The organism is Streptomyces sp. NPDC049687 (genome assembly GCF_044465285.1).
Classification (GTDB): Bacteria; Actinomycetota; Actinomycetes; order Streptomycetales; family Streptomycetaceae; genus Streptomyces.
Map to the genome: position 1 here is coordinate 994051 of NZ_JBITLN010000001.1, position 18213 is coordinate 1012263.

Sequence of the window (18213 nt, forward strand, 5' to 3'; positions counted from 1 at the left end):
TCAGACTGCCCCCGGGTCGGCCTCGTTCCACAGCAGGTTGAACCGGCGGACCAGGGGTTCGACCTCGGCCGCGCGGGCGTTGATCGTGGTCAAGGAGTTCACGCTGAGCTGGTCGGCGCGGATCTCGTAGGACAGCGCTTCGTCGAAGACAACGAAGTCGATCATCCCGCCGCGGCGTGAGTGGGGCAGGAGTTCCTCCAGGGCGACCACCCGGACGTCGATGCCCAGGTCCCGCTGCTCGGCGCAGACCGGGGCGAGGGCGGCGGACTCCTCGGGGCGCTTGACGATGAACAGCCGCCTGACCGTGATCCCGCGTTCGGTGATCGCCTGGCGCTGGGCCGTCAGATAGCGGCCGGCCGGTTCGGTGCTCCAGAAGCCGTCGTCGACGACCGCGGTGCTGACGGCGTCGATGCTCGTTCTCGTGCACCGTGTGAGAGTAATCAGCCAGTCGTCGTTCACGCCGGGGCACTCCGCGCTGAGGCTGGTGAAGTCGTTCATCTGCGCGGCCAGGCGGTCGATCTCGGCGTACGCGAACGCCCGCAGGATCTCGGGTCCCATGGAGACGACCTGGGTGGCATGCTCAGCGAGCCGGGGCACCCCGTCACCGCGCAGCTTCTCCACCGCGATGAAGAGCTTCGTCGCCCGCCCGATGTCGGCGAGCCGCTTGTCCACGGAGTCCTGCAGAGCGTGCAGCTGGTTCACGAAGGAGACCAGGAACTGCACGATCAGCACGATGCCGCCGCACAGTACGGCCAGCACGAGTTGCGGGCTGCCGTCCTCGCCGGACGGTCCAAGGGCAATGGCCAACAGATACACGACGCCGCCCACCACGACGGCGACCAGGGGCTTCATTGCGCCTGCGGCTGGGGTGCGGGGTCCGGGCTCGGCTCGATGGCGGCCTCCCACAAGTCGTTGAAGCGCCTGACCTGGCCGTCGACACGACGGGCATCCGCGTCCAGCCTGGTCTGGAGGTTGCTCTGCTGCCGGTCCGGCTCGAACTCCAGGTACACCGCGCTGTCGAAGATCACGACGTCCCGCGCCGCAGCCCGGGTGTGCCGCTGCGGGGAGAGGACCATGTAGCGCACCTTGATCCCGAGATCACGCTGTCCCTGGCAGAGCGCCAAGAAGCCGGGGTCGCTCTCCTCACCGGCGTTGATCATGAAGAGTCGCCGGATGTTCACCCCGGGATCCCGCATCGCCTCGATCTGCGCGTCCAGATAGGGTCCCGCCGGGTCGGTGTCCCAGAAGCGCCGGTCCACGGAGCTGCTCGTGGCGTCGATGGTGCGTTGGGCGCACTCGGTGAGTCTGATGAGCCATTCGTTGTTGTCCCGCTGCCAGTGGGCGGTCATGCCGGTCAGGGCCGTGACGACCGATGCAAGGCTCTCTATCTCAGCACGGGTGAAGGCCTTCACGATCTCCGGGCCCTGTAGCCCCACCTGGTTCGCGCTCTTGATGAGCCGCCTTGCGTCACTGGTGCTCATGCCCGCCTGGTCGAGCTCGCTCAGCAGCCCGGCGGCCTCACTGAGCTGGACGAAGTGGTCGTGGAGTTCTCGGGTTCGGTCGCGCTGGCCGGTCTCCATCGCGGTCAGCCGCTGCTCGAAGTCGACCATGTACTGCACGATGAGTGCCGAACCGCCGATGACGATGGACACCGCGAGCTTCCACAGGTCGTCCCCGGACTGGTTGACCAGGTTGGTGATCACGTACGCGACCGTGCTCACGACGACGGTGATCAATGTCTTGAGCACGACGGGCGCTATCCGCACCCCTCCCGTCCCGGCCGACCCCGGTGTGCCCGATGCTCCGTCCATGCCCGCCTCTCCCCCCGCCAGGTATCCGTAGGATGGTGCCCGGTCAGGGCGAGGTCGGCACCTCGTTCCTGAACCGAATCGTTTGCAACGCCAGTTGGTCGCGGATGCGCTGGGCCAGGGTGTTCCACTGCCTGCTGAAGCCGGAGTTCTTGTCCAGTTGCTCCCAGACGCTGTGCAGGGCACGGTCGGCGCGGGCCTGCGGCATCCACAGGTGCAGCAGATGGTCGACGAGCGGGCGCAGTACCTTCAGGACGGCCCGGCCGTCCTCGGAGCCGAGCCGCAGTCCGTCGAGTTTGTACGCCACCGTCGTCAGCAGCCAGTCGTGCAGGGCCAGGTCCTCGCAGAGCCCGGCCGCCGCGGCGGGCGCGGTGCCGCGCGGCAGTCGCAGGTCGACGATCCGCAGAGCGTCCTCCGCCTTGGTGAACAGCAGGGACGCCTCCTCGCCTTCGGCGGCCGCTGCCGCCGTCCAGCGCAGGCTGGTGTCGGCAGTGGAGAGCGGGGTGTCGTAGTCCAGGATCCAGTGCTGCCGGGAGATCCTCGCCAGCAGGCTCTCGGCGATGGATCCGACGTCCAGCACGCCCGGTTGCCGCCCAGTCAGGAATCCTTCGGCGACGGACTTCTCGGGCAGCCGGCCGACCGGGATCAGGCGACCGGGCCGGACCAGGTAGTAGCCCCAGGGCTGGCGCCGGTCGGGGCCGGATGCGGGTGCGGAGAAGTACGCGGTGGACTGCAGGACCCGGCCCTCGGTGAGTACCGCGCGGGCCGTCACCGTGCCCACCGCTCGGCTCCGGGCGCCCGTGGCGGTGGGCAGCCGGCAGTCGACGCCGGTGAGGACGTCCGGGGAGACGGCGTACCGGTTGGGGTGCCGGGAAACCCGTACGCGTTCGTCGGCGCGCAGCCGCAGCAGTTGTACGGCCGTCCGCTCGTCCACCGCGTCGCGGGTGAGCAGCAGGCTGGTGCGCACCTCACCGCAGACGAGCACAGGACCCGAGGTGGTGCCCAGGCCGCTCATGTCACAACCCCGGAGGGAACACGTACGAGGTGCGGTCCACCACCGCCGTGGGCACGGCGAAGCCCTCCCCCGCGGACCGCTCGGCGGCCTGCGCGAGCGCCTCGGCCTCGACATGGACCTGGTCGAGGATGACGCGTACGGCGTGTTCGACGGGCAGGAAGCGGGCGGGGAGCACGCTGCAGGTGACGTACGCGGTGAAGGGGGGCGCGGTCCCGTTCAGCCTCAGGACCGGCGGCAGCGCGTCCCAGTCGGGCGGGAACTCCTTGTCGTCCCAGGGAATGGGGGTGAGCACCGCGCGGCCGTTGTCGCGCAGCAGTCCGAGGCGGACCAGCTGCCATACGGAGGCGAGGAAGGCGCAGGACCAGGTGCGGTCGTCCTCGGGGCCGTTCCACAGCTCGACGTCCATGAAGACGGAGTGGCCGCGGGCGCCGGTCTCGCTGGGCGGTTGCCAGACCGTGCCCGTGGAGTCCAGGGCGGCGGAGGTGCGCCCACCGGGGGCGCGCCGGCCGTTGGTGAGCCAGCCGGTGCGGCTGACAGGCGGGCGGAAGCCGCTGCTGCCGGGCGGCGGGGACTCCACCAGCCGGTGCAACACGGACTCCGCGGGTTCGGCCTGGTCCCGGTACGCGGGGTCGGCCACGGCACATCCCGACTCGCGGGCCAGGTAGTCGATGGTCAGTCCGGCCTCGGCGGCGGCTTCCAGGAGCGGCGGTATCAACTCGGCGGGGGTGGAGAGCCGGGAGAAGTAGTCGTCGATCAGGAAGCAGGTACTGATTCGGGGGCGTTTGCCGGAGTGCAGCGGGCCGAGGCCGGCCCGGGCGGCGTCCGCCCAGGGCCGTACGGCGGCGAAGTGGCGGCGCAGCCGGGACGGCCCCTCGAGAAAGTCCTCCATGTACAAGTGGCCCAACTCCAGGGAGAGGTGGGCGAACGGGAGGGATTCCGTGCGCGGCTCGGCGCTGGTCTCCCGGAAGGCGGCCGCGGGCCGGTTCACAACTCTCCCCAGAACTTGTCGTCGGTGACCCGCTGGGCCAGGTCCCCCATGGCCTGCCAGGTCTCGTTGCCGGCGATCCCGCGGTCGTACACGTCCTCGTCGGTGATGAGGCGTTCCTGCCATTGCAGGACGGGTTCCAGCGGAATGGAGGTCAGCACGCGGGTCCTGCCGATGCCACGGCCGGCGGCGAGTTCCTCGAGTTCCTTGTCGCACTTCCGCATCCATGCGAACTGCGCGGGCGACACCCGCGACCACAGGAGCGACTCCAGATCCGGTACGGCCGCCCGGACGAAACGGATCGAACCGTCGAGCGTGTCGGGCCGGTGCCCCATGGCGATACCGGCCTGGACAATGCCCTGCTTTCCGTACACCAGTTCGGCGGCGGCCATGACGTGCTGGCGGGTCCAACGGTGATAGACGAGCCAACGTGTTTTCAGCCGACCGAGCCCACCGCGGGGTGAGGTGGCGACGAGTGCGAGGTCCATCGCATAACTGCGTCCGGCGCTCAGGTCGACGACGATGACGTCGAATTCGCGTTGCAGACTCAGGACGAGATCGACACAGCGGTGGAGGTTCTCCTCGTCGGTGACGAACTCACCGCCGGCGCGGTCGCCGGGCAGCAGGACCAGCCGGCCTGATCCGCCGGGCCGATTGCGCAGGTCGGGGTGTTCGGTGCGGGCCCAGACGTCGACCCGAAGCGGTTTGCCGATCCTGCCCCGCAGATACGAGTGCAGGCCGCAGCTCTCGGATTCGGAGACGACATCGGGCAGGTCGAAGACGGCGGCCGCGGTGGGTGACCCGAAGTCGAAGTCCAGGTAGCAGACATCGTCCCCGTCGAGGGCGCGGTGATAGGCGAGGTTGGCACTGGTCACGGAGCGGCCGGTGCCTCCCTTGTCGGAGGCGGCGAAGACCAGCACGGCTCATACCCCCCGGGATCCGGAGTCGCCCCGTGCACGGTCGAGTTCGTAGAGCCGGGCGAGGACGCCGAGGGCCAGCGAGTGAGCGGTGCCGGGCTGCCGGTCGAGCAGTTGGCGGGCGCGGCGCAGGTCGGCCTCGATGGCCCTGACCTGTTCGCCCTGGGGACTCCTCGGGGCAGGGGCCGGCTGGTTCATCTGCTCCTTGCCGAAGAGGTGGGCGGCCTCGCTGAGCGCCGCCTGGGCCAGCGTGGACATCTCCTGGCTGCGGATCGGGTTCTGCGAGTAGAGGCCGTGTGCGGCGACCATGCACTCGGTGACGCGCTCGGTGATGCTCCAGGACAACGGGCTCTCGCGGGCGGGGCACTCCGGGTAGACGGCGTGCACGTTGTCCCACAGGCCGACGCCCTCGCCCTCTGTGATCCGGCGGGCCCAGAGGTGGTCGAGGATGCCCTCTGCGAGCCGCAGCAGCCGGTCCTGCGAGGCGATGTTCCGGGACAGCGCGCACAGTTGGATCGTCCGCTTGAGCAGGTGCGCGGAGAAATCCGTCATCGTCCACTTCATGGCCGGGCCGAGCTTCTCGCTGCCCAGCAGCGGCAGGCTGACGCCGGGATTGTGCAGGCCGATCGCCGGGTCGTCACGAGTGGTGCCGCTGGTGATCCGGCCGCGTTCCGCAAGGCGTTCCATGACGGCGACGGTGCGGGTGAGGTCGTCGTCGGTGGCGCGGCGGCGCACCAGGTCGTAGACGAGGATCGAGGCGACGGAAAGGGAGAAGTACTCCGACTCCAACTGCTGGAGCGTGGTGCGCCAGGGGATGTCCTCCAGCGGCCAGGCCGCGTCGTCGAAGCGGGCGATGGCGGACCAGTACTGCTGGGTGATCTCCCAGCGCAGCCGCAGCGCCTCGGCCAGCCTCTGTTGTTCGGCGGTGAGCAGGCCGAGAACGAGGGTGCGCTCGGAGAAGAGGTCGACGATGCCGTCGAGGGCGACGACGGTGAAGTAGAGATAGGGCACCGGGCGGGCGACGCCCTGGGGCTGCTTGCCGACATCGTGGGCCGTACTGGGCTCCAGGTCGATCTCGGGGGCGCCTTCCACCACGCTCCAGGCCCAGCCGCACTCGAAGAGGCGGTTCTCGTTGCGGAGCTCGTCGGTGACGTCGACGTCGAGGCCGAGAGTGACGCTCTCGGCGATGAGGGCGCGCAGCGACTTGAAGCGGTCCTGGAAGCGCTGCAGGACCTGCCGGTCGGAGAGCCGGCCGCGGCCGAGGAGCCGGGTGAGCGCCTGTCCCTGGTCGGAGGAGTTGTCGACGACGTCGACGGTGAAGGAGCGCAGCATGCTGATCATGGCGGCGGTGAGCCGGGCGCTGGTCTCGTCCCGGAGCCGGTCGATGAGGGCGAGGGTGGAGACCCGCCTCGTCTTGCCCCGGTACACCTTGAGGAAGCCGAGGGTGGCCAGGCACACGGTGATCGACAGGGAGTAGGAGTCGACGACGCCGACGTCCCGCTGTTCCCGGGTAAGTTCCTGCTCGGGGTCCTCCGGCGCGAAGGAGTGGCCACCGACGAAGGTGGGGCCCTCCTGCCCGCGGTGCTTCTCCATGAAGTCGGCGAGGATCTCCACGAGCTTCGCGGGGAGCTCCCTGGAGTCGCCCGCGTTCCTCAGCGCCCTTTCCACGTCGAGCTGCGTGGTGTCGGGATCGTCCAGGCGGAACGGCTCCATTTCGGTGGCCGGGTAGAGAAGACAGAGCAGCCGCTCCGCGTCGGTCACGCTGCTGAGCCCGCCCAGCTCACCCCAGGACCAGGTCCCCGCATCGAAGGAGTGACGGGCCAGAGCCTGCCAGATCTCCAACAGGTTCTGACGCGGCTTGATCTGCATTCTGTGGCCCCCTCACAGATCGCTTCGCCCCGCCGGAAGGGCCATTCGAGAGTTACCCGCCCGGCGGAAACCGCAAGCAAGAATCATGGACGTATAGCCGGGGCGCACCTCCCCCGGCTCGCCGACCCGGTAGATCCGCAGGCGTTCGGCGTAGCCCTTGATGCTGTCACGGATGTCGGATTCGCTCACGTCGCATGCGGGAAAGGGGGTTTCTCCCACCCAGTAGCCCTCGGAGTGTTCCATGAAAGCCGCCGCGAAAGGCGCACCCGGTGTGAGGGATCGCAGGAAGCACTCCACTCCCTTGCGGAACCTCTCGTAGGAGGTGGAAAGGGATTCGGCGACGAAGAACATGGTCCCGAGCTGCCACTGTTCCGGTCGGTCGACCAGCGCGAAGATGTCGCCCTGCTCGACCCGGGCGACATCGCCGAACCGCTGCCAGGGCCCGCCGTGCATGGTGGCATAGGCGTCGTCCAGGCACAGCTCCCGCCAGAAGGCGTCCCAGCCGTGGTCGTGCCGGTCGAACTGCTGCTTCAGATAGTGCAGGTTCGGCGTGGATCGGTCCAGCAAGGTGATCTCGTCACACCAGGGCAGCATGGCGAAGGTCGGATACAGATTGGCTCCGGCGCCCACGTCGATACCCCGAACCCGCAGGCCGGGAAATCCACGGAAATGATCGCTGAAGTGGGCGCGGACGATCGATATGATCTCCGCGTCGACGGGGAGCACGGTGCGGTAGTTCTTGCGGACGTAGGCCACGGGGTCGAAGGCGTCCCACCGTGCCTCTGCGTTCAACTGCGCCGGGTTTCCCGGTGATCCCAAAGACATGCCCCACGGTATCAACACGGTCGTACCCGGGCTTCTCCTCGTTGCGATCTCCTTCGGGTGAAGGAGGCATGGGGGGCGCACGGCAGCACGCGTCCCCGGACACCTGATCCAGGGACTTGAACGGTCCGTTTCACCGGGCAATTCTGGTGCGATGCCAGCACTTCGCCCCCTGTCCGTTTCCGTGGACAACGTCGACGACACGGATCTGCCCGACCTCGCCCGTGTCGATCGTGAGGCCTTTCCCAAAGATCCGTATCCCGAGTCCGTCCTGCGCCAGTTCATGGACACGTTCGCAGACCATCTGCTGGTGGCGAAAGAGGACGGCATCCTGTGCGGATATGTGCTGGCCACGCCGCCGAGCGGGGGACAGAGCTGGATCTTCAGCCTGGGCGTCGCGCCCGGCAAGCGGCGGAAAGGACTGGGCCGACGGCTGATGACCGAAGTGCTGGAGAAGCTGCGGGACGAGGGCGCGCACACCGTCAAGCTCTGGGTCGAACCGGGCAACGCCCCGGCCGTCGCCCTCTACGAGTTCCTGAAGTTCACGCCCGACCCCGAGGGCCCGCGCGAGAACCATTTCGGCCCCGGCGAAGACCGCCTCCTCATGACGCTGGTTCTCTGAACCGCCGCACATACCCCCGCTGCCAAGGCGTCTCCACCGCCCGTCGGTCGTAGTGGCGGCGGACGAAGGACACCGCCTCGGCGGGAGGTACGCCGTCCAGTACCGCGAGGCAGGCCAGTGCGGTGCCCGTGCGGCCCCGGCCACCCCCGCAGGCGATCTCGACGCGTTCGTCCGCCGCCCGCCGCCATGCCTCGGTGAGGGCCGCGGGGGCGTCGGTGCGGTCCGTGGGGAGGCGGAAGTCGGGCCAGCGGACCCAGCGCGCCTCCCAGGCCACCTCGGGGGGCCTTCGGGCGAGGAGGTAGAGACCGTACGAGGGGGTGGGTGCCGTCGGGTCGAGTGGTATGCGCAGGCCCCGTCCTCGCACTCTCCGCCCCGAAGGCAGTACGAGCACCCCGGGCTGTCCCGTCCGCCAGGCCCACGCGTCACCGTCCATCCCCTCATTGGAACGTGGTCGTGGCTTGCGGGCAACCGATTCCCCCCGACCGGTGGTCTGGAGGGCGAGGAGGGTGCTTGATGCAAGCCGAACTTGAGGATCGGTTTCAGGAGTTCGTCAGAGCGCGGTGGTCTCGGCTGGTGCGGACCGCGTATCTGCTCACGGGCGACGTCCACCACGCGGAGGATCTGACGCAGACCGCGCTGGCGAAGGCGTACCGCTCGTGGCGGCGGATCTCTCGGAGCGACAACCCGGAGGCGTACGTCCGGCGGATGCTGGTCAGCTGCAACAGCGACCGGTTCCGCAAGCGGCGGGTCACCGAGGCGTTGACCGCGGCGCCGCCGGAGCGGGCGGGGCGGGACGAGGCCACGGGGCGGGTGGATGAGCGGGGCTCGCTGATGGCCGGGCTGGCCCGGCTCCCGAAGAAGCAGAGGGCGGTGGTCGTGCTGCGGTACTGGGAGGACCTCTCGGAGGCAGAGGTCGCCCAGGTGCTCGGCTGTTCGCCCGGCACGGTCAAGAGCCAGGCGTCCAAGGGGCTGGCGAAGTTGCGTACGTATCCGGGACTGGCCCCCAGCCGCACGGTTTCCGGTCAGGCCCAGGGAGGCAGCAGGTGAGCGGGGAACAGCACGTCTACGTCGACGACGAGTTCGAGGAGCAGGTGCGCGAGCTGCTGGCGCGGGACGCGGACGCCGTACGGCCCGTTCCGGCGCCGTATCCGGCGATCCGGCGGCGTGGGGTGGCCGAGCGGCGGCGGCGGACGGCCGTGGCCGGGGCGACACTGCTGGCGCTGACCGCGGTGCCCGTAGGGGCTTACGCCTGGGCCGGGGGGAGCGGCACCGAGGGCTCGGTGACGGCGGCGGAGCCCAAGCCGTCGGTCAGCGCCCCGCGCACCCCGGCGGCGTCCGCCGCTGCGTCCGGGCCGGGCCGGCCCGCGACGGACGGGCAACTGCTCGACGGCATCACCTTCACCGAGGCGGCGAAGGCGCTGAAGCAGTGTCTCGCCACCGAGCACGTGTCGTCCCTGATGGGCGGGGACCAGGGGAACGTGGACAACTACCGGATCATCCTGGCGGCGAAGAGCACCGGCGACTCCAACACCCCCGGCGACGGGATCCACGTCGTCGGCGTGAGCGACCGGCCGGCCGGCTTCCGGGTGATCTGCAACGTCAAGGACGGTGTGTCCGCCGGCATCAGCACCAGCGCGAGCGGGGCCGAAGGGCCGGACGCGGGCCCGGTCGTGCCCGACGCCAACGGCGGCGATCTGTACCAGCAGTCGATCATCGACAAGGGGAAGTGGAAGCTTCCGTTCCGATGGGGGATGATCGGCACGGTCGACCCGTCCGTGGCCAAGGTCACCGTCTCCTACGGCGACAGCAGCGCCGACCCGGCGGTCCTCGACCACGGCTGGTTCGTCGCCGCCGGTGTCCTCAACCAGCAGGTCGTTCTCGCCCCGCACGTCAAGGGCTACGACGCCGCCGGCAAGCTGGTCTACGACTCCGACGACGACAAGACCTACGACCGCACCCTGCCGTAGAGGTCGTCGACGTCCAGCCGCCGGAACTGGATCGTCTCGTACGGCCCCGCGGTCCCCGTCTCGTACAGCACCCCCACCGTCTCCGCGTCCACCCGTACCAGGTCGGAGTACGCGGCCGGGAGCGCCGACAGGGTCACCGCCGGGGTGAAGCCCGCGGCCGGGTCCGTGGCGCGCCACACCGCCGCCGCCCGGCGGGCGGTGGGGTCGGAGGGGGCGGAGAAGAGCAAGGGGGCACCGGGCTCCGGGAGGTGGAGGGCGCTGCCCTGGACGACGGGGACACCGGAGAGAGCGGGCTGCGGGGCGTAGGGGCGGGTCAGGGTTTCGCCGCCGTCCCGCGAGACCGCGTCCACCCGGTTGCCGGGGGCCCTGCCGCCCTGGTCACGGGCCGTGAAGTACACGCGGCCGTCGGGGAGTTCGGCGGCCGAGGACTCGTTGACGTTCACCGTGCCGTCGTGGTCGGCGTCGACGAACCCCAGCCGCCAGGTGCGCCCGCCGTCGTCGCTGAGCAGGGCGTGGCCGCCGTAGTAGCGGGGCTCCCGGCCGGTGTCCGGGGAGCCGGCGGGCGGGGTGGCGGAGTGGTTGGCGGGGACGACGAGGCGGCCCGCGTACGGGCCCCGGGTGAGGGCGAGGGCGTGGCCGGGGCCGGTGGCGTACCAGCGCCAGCCGGGCAGGCCGGTCTCGGCCGTGATGTCCCGGGGCGGAGTGAAGCCGATCCCGTCGTCCCGGCTGTGCTGCACGTACACCCGGCGGGCGGGCGCCTCCCCGCGCATGATCTGCGCCTCGGTCGCCGTCCCGGGGTTGGCGCAGCTCACGAGGACCACGGCGCCGGTGCGCGGGTCGACCACCGGCGCCGGATTGCCCCGGGTGTCCCCCGCGCCGGCGGCGACCACCGTCAGCGGGCCCCAGGTGCAGCCGCCGTCGGTGGAGCGGCGCAGCACGATGTCGATGTCCCCGGTGTCCCCGGGCCCGTTCCGGCGGCCCTCGGCGAAGGCCAGGACGGTCCCCCGGAGCGTGGTGACGGCGGCCGGGATGCGGTAGGAGGCGTAGCCGCCCTGCCCGGAGACGTACGGCACCGAGGAGGCGCAGCGGGTCGTGGCGGCGGCCGGGGCGGCGGTGAAGGGCGTCAGGAAGACGGCGGTGGCGAGGAGGGTACGGCTCAGGAGGGTCATCGAGGAACTCCCACGGGTTCGGGGCCGGCGAGCACACCAACGGGCTGCTCTTCCTCTTCCCTGCCCCCATGAGGGGTCGCTCCCCCGGGGATTGCTCCCGGGCGGGTGTCAGGAGGGCGTGCCGGCCGCCACCAGCAGCCGTGTCACGTCGTCCGCGGGGAGCGTCAGCGCCGCCCCCACCGTCGCCAGCACCTCCCGCTCGGCCGGGGTGTACGGCCCGTCCGCGAGGGCGATGCGGGCACCCTGCAGCAGGATCGACTCGCGGCCGGGCGGGGCGAGGTGCGGGGCGAGCGGGTCGAGGGCCTCGTGGAGCTCTATGGCGAGCCCGGCGCCGCAGGGTTCGCCGTAGCTGCGGCCGGTGTCGGAGGCGAGGGCGTCGACGAGGGCGGCGAGCTGTTCCTGGGTGCAGTCGGTGAAGCCGGCCGCGCGCACCGCGTCCGCCGCCGTCTCCAGGGACGTACGCGCGCAGGTGCCGCCCGCGGAGAGGACGGCGAGGGCTACGGTGTGGACCGCGTCGCGGAGCATCGCGGAGAAGCGGGTGGTGGTGGGGTGGTCGAGGACGTCGGTGCCGTACTGGTCCCGGCAGGCCGCGCATTCGACGACCGGGCCGGTGTCGCCGCGCGAGAGCACGGGCACGCCCAGCAGGGTGAAGCGGCGCCGGCCGGTCAGCCGCTGGTAGTTGCGGTCGCCGCCGCAGCCGGGGCAGAAGAACTCGCCGTCCCCGACGGGCGTCCACGCGGTGCGGGTGCCCAGGATGCGCGCATGCCTGGTGACCTGGCCGTCTCGTCCCCGTCCTGGCAGCACGTCGCACCTCCGTAACCCCGCGGCAACATCGCCACGTCTGCGTGATGTTAGCCACATCGGGGAGGAGTAGTCAGTACCCAGGACGAGACCTTTCCGTGACCTCCACGCGGCGGTGGCCGATAAGCGACGGGGCCTCGACCGCCGTATACGACGATCAAGGCCCCGAACCACCGGTCAGAAGGGGCGGCGCGTCGCGCGGTTGACGGCGGAGACGACCGCCTTCAGGGACGCACGTGTCGTGTTCGCGTCGATGCCGATGCCCCACAGGACCTTGTCGTCGATCGCGCATTCGATGTAGGAGGCGGCCTGCGCGGAGGCGCCCTCGCTCATCGTGTGCTCCTGGTAGTCCAGCAGACGTACGTCGATGCCGATGGACTGCAGGGCGTCGAAGAAGGCCGAGATCGGACCGTTGCCGGTACCGGTCAGGACGGTGTCCTCGCCGTCGACCGTCGCCTCGACCGTGAGGGTGTCCACGCCGTCCGTGTCGGTCGTCGACTGGCCGGTGCGGACCTGGATGCGGCCCCACGGGTTCTCCGGGTTCGGCAGGTACTCGTCCTGGAACACCGCCCAGATGTCGCCGCCCGTGACCTCGCCGCCCTCGGCGTCCGTCTTCGCCTGGATGATCTTCGAGAACTCGATCTGCATCCGGCGGGGCAGGTCCAGCTTGTGGTCGTTCTTCAGGACGTACGCGATACCGCCCTTGCCGGACTGCGAGTTGACGCGGATGACGGCCTCGTAGGAGCGGCCGACGTCCTTGGGGTCGATCGGCAGGTAGGGGACGGCCCATTCGATGTCGTCGACGGTGACGCCCTTCGCGGCCGCGTCGGCCTCCATGGCGTCGAAGCCCTTCTTGATGGCGTCCTGGTGGGAGCCGGAGAAGGACGTGTAGACCAGGTCGCCCACGTACGGGTGGCGCGGGTGGACCTCCATCTGGTTGCAGTACTCCCACACGCGACGGATCTCGTCGATGTCGGAGAAGTCGATCTGCGGGTCGACGCCCTGGGAGAAGAGGTTCATGCCCAGGGTCACCAGGTCGACGTTGCCGGTGCGCTCGCCCTGGCCGAACAGACAGCCCTCGACGCGGTCGGCGCCGGCCATCAGCGCCAGCTCGGCGGCGGCGACGGCGGTGCCGCGGTCGTTGTGCGGGTGGACGGAGACGCAGACGTACTCACGGCGGGAGAGGTTGCGGCTCATCCACTCGAAGCGGTCCGCGTGGGTGGAGGGGGTGGAGCGCTCGACCGTGGCCGGCAGGTTCAGGATGATCTCGCGGCCCGGGCCGGGCTGGTAGACGTCCATCACCGCCTCGCAGACCTCCAGGGCGAAGTCCAGCTCGGTGTCGGTGAAGATCTCGGGGCTGTACTGGTAGCCGAACTCGGTCTCCGGGCCCAGCAGCTTCTCCGCGTACTCCATGACCAGGCGGGTGCCGTCGACGGCGATCTGCTTGATGTCGTCCTTGGAGCCGCGGAAGACCACCCGGCGGAAGACCGGCGCGGTGGCGTTGTACAGGTGGACGGTGGCCCGCCTGGCGCCCTTCAGGGACTCCACGGTCCGCTCGATCAGGTCCTCGCGGGCCTGGGTCAGGACGGAGATCGTGACGTCGTCCGGGATCGCGCCCTCTTCCTCGATGATGGAGCGCACGAAGTCGAAGTCGGTCTGGCCGGAGGCCGGGAAGCCGACCTCGATCTCCTTGTAGCCCATCTTGACCAGCTGGTCGAACATCCGGCGCTTGCGCTCGGGCGACATGGGGTCGATCAGGGCCTGGTTGCCGTCGCGCAGGTCGGTGGAGAGCCAGCGGGGGGCTACGGTGATCCGGTTGTTCGGCCAGGTGCGGTCGGGGATGTCGACCTGGTCGTACTGACCGTACTTGTGGATCGGCATCTGACTGGGCTGCTGGCGGTTCGCCATGGTGCGTTGGCTCCTCAGGGTGACCGGAGAACGTCCGGACGGAAGGACGGCCGACACGCAACACCAAGCTCCGCGGGGAGGGGGTCGGCCTCGACTACAGGCCCTCGCCGCGGCAGCTAAGGAGAAGCAGCCCGAAACGCATAGTGCTCCGCAGCCTAGCCGAGCCGCTTCTGTCGCGGGGGTCCGTATCAGTATGCGGGACCGCGGGGACCAAAGGGGCGAAACGTGCGCTATACCACTCCCCGCTGGGGATCGGCCGTGTTTGTCACCGTTTTTCACCGATCATGGTTGCCTGTGGTGACAGCGGCATAACACAGTGCAAGGGTGCCGCTCATGACGACGAACGGGGGCTTCGAGCCCGTCTTCTGCACCGTCGTACCGCCGCATGTCCTCGACAAGCTGGCCCGGCACGACGACCCCGCCCTCTCCGGGCCCGCCCAGCGCACCCTGGTGCGCGACAGCGAGCTGCGCGCCAGGCGCCGGGTGACCACCGAGTTCCGCCTGTGGGCGGGTCCGACGGTGAAGGCACCGTCCGACCAGCCGCTGCGCACCATCTACGACGCCGGGCACGGCACCGACCTGCCCGGCACCAAGGTCCGCTCCGAGGGGCAGGACCCCGGCCGGGACGCCACCGTGAACCGCGCCTACGCCGGGCTCGGCGCCACCTTCGACCTCTACCTCAAGGCCTACCGGCGTCACTCGATCGACGACGACGGCCTGCCCCTGGACGCCAGCGTCCACTACGACGAGGGCTACAACAACGCCTTCTGGAACGGCGAGCAGATGGTGTTCGGCGACGGAGACGGCGAGATCTTCGTCGACTTCACCAACTCCATCGACGTCATCGGCCACGAGCTCACCCACGGCGTCACCCAGTACACGGCGAACCTGACCTACTACGGCCAGCCGGGCGCCCTCAACGAGTCGATGTCCGACGTCTTCGGCTCGCTCATCAAGCAGTACTCGCTCGGCCAGACCGCCGCCGAGGCCGACTGGCTGATCGGCGCGGGCATCCTCGCCCCGGGTGTCACCGGATCGGCCCTGCGCTCGATGAAGGCCCCGGGCACGGCGTACGACGACGACGTCCTCGGCAAGGACCCGCAGCCCGCGACCATGGACGACTACGTCCGCACCGGCCGTGACAACGGCGGCGTGCACATCAACTCCGGCATCCCCAACCACGCGTTCTACCTGGTCGCCACCGCCATCGGCGGCCACGCCTGGGAGAAGGCGGGCCAGATCTGGTACGACGTGCTGACCGGCGGCGAGCTGTCGTCGAAGGCGCTCTTCACCGACTTCGCCAAGCTGACCGTCCAGGCGGCGCGCGAGCGCTTCGGCGACGGCGGCGACGAGTTCCAGGCCGTGGAGAAGGCGTGGGAACAGGTGGGGGTGCGGATTCTCTGACCGAGGGCTAGACAGGACCCATGCGTATTCAGGTGAGGCGCACGGGCGGGTTCGCGGGCATCGATCGGCAGGCCGAGGTGAACACCTCGGGGCGGCCCGACGCCCAGGGGTGGCACACCCTGGCCGAGCAGGCGGTCGCCGCCGGGCAGGGGGTGCCGCCCATGGGCGTGCCCGACGGATTCGCTTACGAGATCACGGTGGACGGGAAGACGGTGTACGCGGCCGACCCCCGGCTCACCCCGGAGCAGCGGGAGCTGATCTCGAAGGTCCTTAAGGAAGGGGCGTAACTGGTAGTTCACGCCGGGACGTTGACTTCCTTACCGATCGGTAAGGATGATCCCGCCCATGGCGAACGATCCGCGTGCCGCGGCCCACCCGATACCCCAGTTCCCGGCCGGCTTCCTGTGGGGTGTGTCCACCTCCGCCCATCAGATCGAGGGCGCGGTGGACGAGCGAGAGCCGTCCGTGTGGGACACCTTCACGGCCGAGCCGGGGCGGGTGAAGGACGGCTCCACGGCGGCGGTGGCCTGCGACCACTACCACCGGTACGCCGAGGACGTGGCCCTGCTGTCGGGGCTCGGCGTGGACGCGTACCGCTTCTCGGTCTCCTGGCCGAGGGTGAACGCGGCGAACGGCCTCGACTTCTACGACCGTCTCGTCGACGAACTGCTGACGGCGGGCGTACGTCCGGTCCCGACCCTCTTCCACTGGGACCTGCCGGCGGATCTGGACTGGCTGGAGCGCGACACGGCGTCCCGGTTCGCGGAGTACGTGTCGGTGGTCGTGGACCGGCTGGGCGACCGGGTGAAGAAGTGGATCACCCTCAACGAGCCCGCCGAACACACCCTGCTCGGCCATGCGCTCGGCACCCACGCCCCCGGGAAGCAGCTGCTGTTCGACGCGCTGCCGGTGGCCCACCACCAGTTGCTGGCCCACGGTCTCGCCGTACGGGCCCTGCGCGCGGCCGGTGCCACGGACATCGGCGTCGCCAACTCCCACGGCCCGACCTGGCCCGCCTCCCAGGAGCCGGCCGACCTGGAGGCGGCGGCCTTCTACGACGTCCTGCTGAACCGCCTGTTCGCGGAGCCGCTCCTGCTGGGCGAATACCCGGAGGGGCTCGGCGAGTTGATGCCCGGGGACGTAGCGGCCGACCTCAAGGTCATCGGTGAGCCGCTCGACTGGTACGGCGTCAACTACTACGCCCCGACCCGGGTGGGCGCCCCGCAGGGCACGGAGATCGAGTTCGGCGGGATCCGTATGCCGGCCGAACTGCCCTTCTCCGTCCGGGAGATCGAGGGCGTCCCGGTGACCGACTTCGGCTGGCCGGTGGTCCCCGAGGGCCTGACCGAGCTGCTGACCACCTTCAGGGACCGCTACGGCGACCGGCTCCCGCCGGTGGTCATCACGGAGAACGGCTGCTCGTACGAGGGCCTCGACGACCAGGCCCGGATCGCCTACCTGGACGGCCACATCAGGGCCCTGCACAAGGCGATGGAGGCGGGCGTGGACGTCCGCGGCTACTTCGTGTGGTCCCTGCTGGACAACTTCGAATGGGCGGAGGGCTACGAGCGCCGCTTCGGCCTGGTCCACGTCGACTTCGCGAACCGGGCCCGGACCCCGAAGGCGTCGTACGGCTGGCTGCGGGACGTCCTGCGGGCGCAGAGATGACGACCGCGGACCGGGCCCCGGCGGCCGCGCTGGCCGAGCCGGTCGAGCGGGTGGGGAAGGGCTGGGCCTCGGCGCTCTCCCTCGCCAACGGGGCGATCTGGGTGGGCTGGTACGGCCCCCTGCAGATCCTGCTGGCCTCTCAGGCCAAGGACTTCGCGCCCGGCTCCGGCATGTCCAAGGAGACCATGCTGGCCTGGGTGACGGGCGTGGGCGCGCTGGTGTCGCTGGCGGCGAACCCGCTCTTCGGCGCGCTGTCGGACCGTACGACCTCCCGGTACGGCCGCCGTACGCCGTGGATCGTGGCGGGTGCGGCGGGCGGCGCCCTCTCCCTGCTGCTGCTCGCGGTGGCGGACGGGGTGTGGACGATGGCACTGGGCTGGTGCCTGGTGCAGCTCACCCTGAACGCGGCCTTCGCGGCGGTGACGGCGGCGGTCCCGGACCGGGTGCCGCGCCTCCAACGGGGTGCGGTGGGCGGCTGGCTGGGGGTCGCGCAGGTCCTCGGTGTGGTCGGCGGGACGGCGCTCGCGACGGCCGCCGGGGGCGTGGGGGCCGGGTACGTGGCGTGCGCGGTGTTCACGGCGGTGGGCGTGCTGCCGTACGTGCTGCGCTACGAGGATCTGCGGCTGGGGGTGGAAGAACGGCCGAGGTGGTCCTCGCGGGCCTTCCTGGCCGGTTTCTGGCTCAGCCCGCGCCGCTACCCCGACCTGGGCTGGGCCTGGCTGACCCGCTTCCTGATGAACCTCAGCAACGCGCTGGTCCTGCTGTACCTGCTCTATTACCTGCGGGACCGGCTGCACTACGCCGACCCCGAGGAGGGCGTGCTGATCCTCACGGCCGTGAACGGGGTGACGCTGCTCGCCACGGTCGTCGTGGGAGGGGTCTGGTCGGACCGGGTGTGCCGGCGGAAGCCGTTCGTGGTCTGGTCGGGGGTGCTGATGGCGGTGGCGACGGCGGGACTCGCGGTCTGGCAGACCTGGCCGGGCGCGATCGTCGCGGCGGCGGTCCTGGGCATCGGCTTCGGCGTGTTCACCTCCGTGGACTTCGCCCTGATGACGGACGTCCTGCCGAAGGCCATGGACCGGGGCAAGGACCTCGGCGTCATCAACGTCGCCAACGCCCTGCCCCAGGTCGCGGCGCCCGTCCTCGCCGCGCCGATCGTGACGTACCTGGGCGGCTACCGGGTGCTGTACCTGGTGGCGGCGGTCGTCGGACTGGCGGGGGCGGTGCTGGTGGGGCGGATCAGGGGGGTGGACTGAAG

General features: G+C 70.3%; 18 protein-coding genes. 7 read left to right on the plus strand and 11 right to left on the minus strand.

What is annotated here, in order from left to right:
* Genes ACIBVL_RS04530 through ACIBVL_RS04560 form a run of 7 tightly spaced genes read right to left on the minus strand, consistent with a single transcriptional unit; the run spans position 1 to position 7419 of the window.
* A complete protein-coding gene (locus ACIBVL_RS04530; RefSeq protein ID WP_399091560.1) occupies positions 1-852 on the minus strand; it encodes a DUF6879 family protein in 852 nt (283 codons plus the stop codon).
* Entirely contained in the window at positions 849-1811 is a 963-nt protein-coding gene (locus tag ACIBVL_RS04535) for a hypothetical protein (protein ID WP_399091563.1), read from the minus strand. Before ACIBVL_RS04535 ends, ACIBVL_RS04530 begins: the two co-directional genes overlap by 4 nt.
* Before the next feature lie 43 nt (positions 1812-1854).
* Complete coding sequence (locus ACIBVL_RS04540; RefSeq protein WP_399091566.1) at positions 1855-2823, minus strand: SCO2521 family protein; 969 nt, start codon at positions 2821-2823, stop codon at positions 1855-1857.
* Position 2824: 1 nt separating this feature from the next.
* Complete coding sequence (locus tag ACIBVL_RS04545; protein ID WP_399091569.1) at positions 2825-3811, minus strand: SCO2522 family protein; 987 nt, start codon at positions 3809-3811, stop codon at positions 2825-2827.
* Positions 3808-4728 carry an SCO2523 family variant P-loop protein gene (locus ACIBVL_RS04550; RefSeq protein ID WP_399091572.1) on the minus strand — a complete coding sequence of 307 codons (921 nt, stop codon included), beginning with the start codon at positions 4726-4728 and terminating at the stop codon, positions 3808-3810. The genes ACIBVL_RS04545 and ACIBVL_RS04550 overlap by 4 nt, the downstream gene beginning before the upstream one ends.
* Before the next feature lie 3 nt (positions 4729-4731).
* A complete protein-coding gene (locus ACIBVL_RS04555; RefSeq protein ID WP_399091575.1) occupies positions 4732-6594 on the minus strand; it encodes an SCO2524 family protein in 1863 nt (620 codons plus the stop codon).
* Positions 6595-6606: 12 nt separating this feature from the next.
* A complete protein-coding gene (locus ACIBVL_RS04560) occupies positions 6607-7419 on the minus strand; it encodes an SCO2525 family SAM-dependent methyltransferase (protein ID WP_399091578.1) in 813 nt (270 codons plus the stop codon).
* A gap of 151 nt (positions 7420-7570) precedes the next feature.
* Between ACIBVL_RS04560 and ACIBVL_RS04565 the strand changes: the two genes are divergently transcribed.
* The gene (locus ACIBVL_RS04565; RefSeq protein WP_399091581.1) at positions 7571-8038 is read left to right on the plus strand and encodes a GNAT family N-acetyltransferase; all 468 of its coding nucleotides are present in this window, start codon (positions 7571-7573) and stop codon (positions 8036-8038) included.
* Here ACIBVL_RS04565 and ACIBVL_RS04570 read toward each other — a convergent pair.
* A complete protein-coding gene (locus ACIBVL_RS04570) occupies positions 8019-8471 on the minus strand; it encodes a protein phosphatase (RefSeq protein ID WP_399091584.1) in 453 nt (150 codons plus the stop codon). The genes ACIBVL_RS04565 and ACIBVL_RS04570 overlap by 20 nt on opposite strands.
* Before the next feature lie 80 nt (positions 8472-8551).
* Here ACIBVL_RS04570 and ACIBVL_RS04575 point away from each other — a divergent pair, with 80 nt between their 5' ends.
* Positions 8552-9085, plus strand: a complete 534-nt coding sequence (locus tag ACIBVL_RS04575; protein ID WP_399091587.1) for a SigE family RNA polymerase sigma factor — start codon at positions 8552-8554, stop codon at positions 9083-9085.
* Complete coding sequence (locus ACIBVL_RS04580; protein ID WP_399091590.1) at positions 9082-10005, plus strand: hypothetical protein; 924 nt, start codon at positions 9082-9084, stop codon at positions 10003-10005. The genes ACIBVL_RS04575 and ACIBVL_RS04580 overlap by 4 nt, the downstream gene beginning before the upstream one ends.
* Here ACIBVL_RS04580 and ACIBVL_RS04585 read toward each other — a convergent pair.
* The 3 genes from ACIBVL_RS04585 to leuA form a co-directional block, all read right to left on the minus strand.
* Positions 9984-11174, minus strand: a complete 1191-nt coding sequence (locus ACIBVL_RS04585; protein WP_399091593.1) for an exo-alpha-sialidase — start codon at positions 11172-11174, stop codon at positions 9984-9986. The two genes, ACIBVL_RS04580 and ACIBVL_RS04585, sit on opposite strands and share 22 nt — an antisense overlap.
* Before the next feature lie 108 nt (positions 11175-11282).
* Complete coding sequence (locus tag ACIBVL_RS04590) at positions 11283-11978, minus strand: TerB family tellurite resistance protein (protein WP_399091596.1); 696 nt, start codon at positions 11976-11978, stop codon at positions 11283-11285.
* A gap of 174 nt (positions 11979-12152) precedes the next feature.
* Positions 12153-13883 (minus strand): 2-isopropylmalate synthase, encoded by a 1731-nt coding sequence (gene leuA / locus ACIBVL_RS04595; protein ID WP_399091599.1) that lies wholly within the window; start codon positions 13881-13883, stop codon positions 12153-12155.
* Positions 13884-14216: 333 nt separating this feature from the next.
* Here leuA and ACIBVL_RS04600 point away from each other — a divergent pair, with 333 nt between their 5' ends.
* Genes ACIBVL_RS04600 through ACIBVL_RS04615 form a run of 4 tightly spaced genes read left to right on the plus strand, consistent with a single transcriptional unit; the run spans position 14217 to position 18211 of the window.
* Positions 14217-15287 (plus strand): M4 family metallopeptidase, encoded by a 1071-nt coding sequence (locus ACIBVL_RS04600; protein ID WP_399091602.1) that lies wholly within the window; start codon positions 14217-14219, stop codon positions 15285-15287.
* A gap of 20 nt (positions 15288-15307) precedes the next feature.
* Positions 15308-15574: a protealysin inhibitor emfourin gene (locus ACIBVL_RS04605; RefSeq protein WP_399091604.1), complete on the plus strand. Its 267-nt coding sequence runs from the start codon at positions 15308-15310 to the stop codon at positions 15572-15574.
* Positions 15575-15632: 58 nt separating this feature from the next.
* Entirely contained in the window at positions 15633-16955 is a 1323-nt protein-coding gene (locus ACIBVL_RS04610; RefSeq protein WP_399091607.1) for a GH1 family beta-glucosidase, read from the plus strand.
* Entirely contained in the window at positions 16952-18211 is a 1260-nt protein-coding gene (locus ACIBVL_RS04615) for an MFS transporter (RefSeq protein WP_399091610.1), read from the plus strand. Before ACIBVL_RS04610 ends, ACIBVL_RS04615 begins: the two co-directional genes overlap by 4 nt.
* Positions 18212-18213 lie beyond the last annotated feature (2 nt).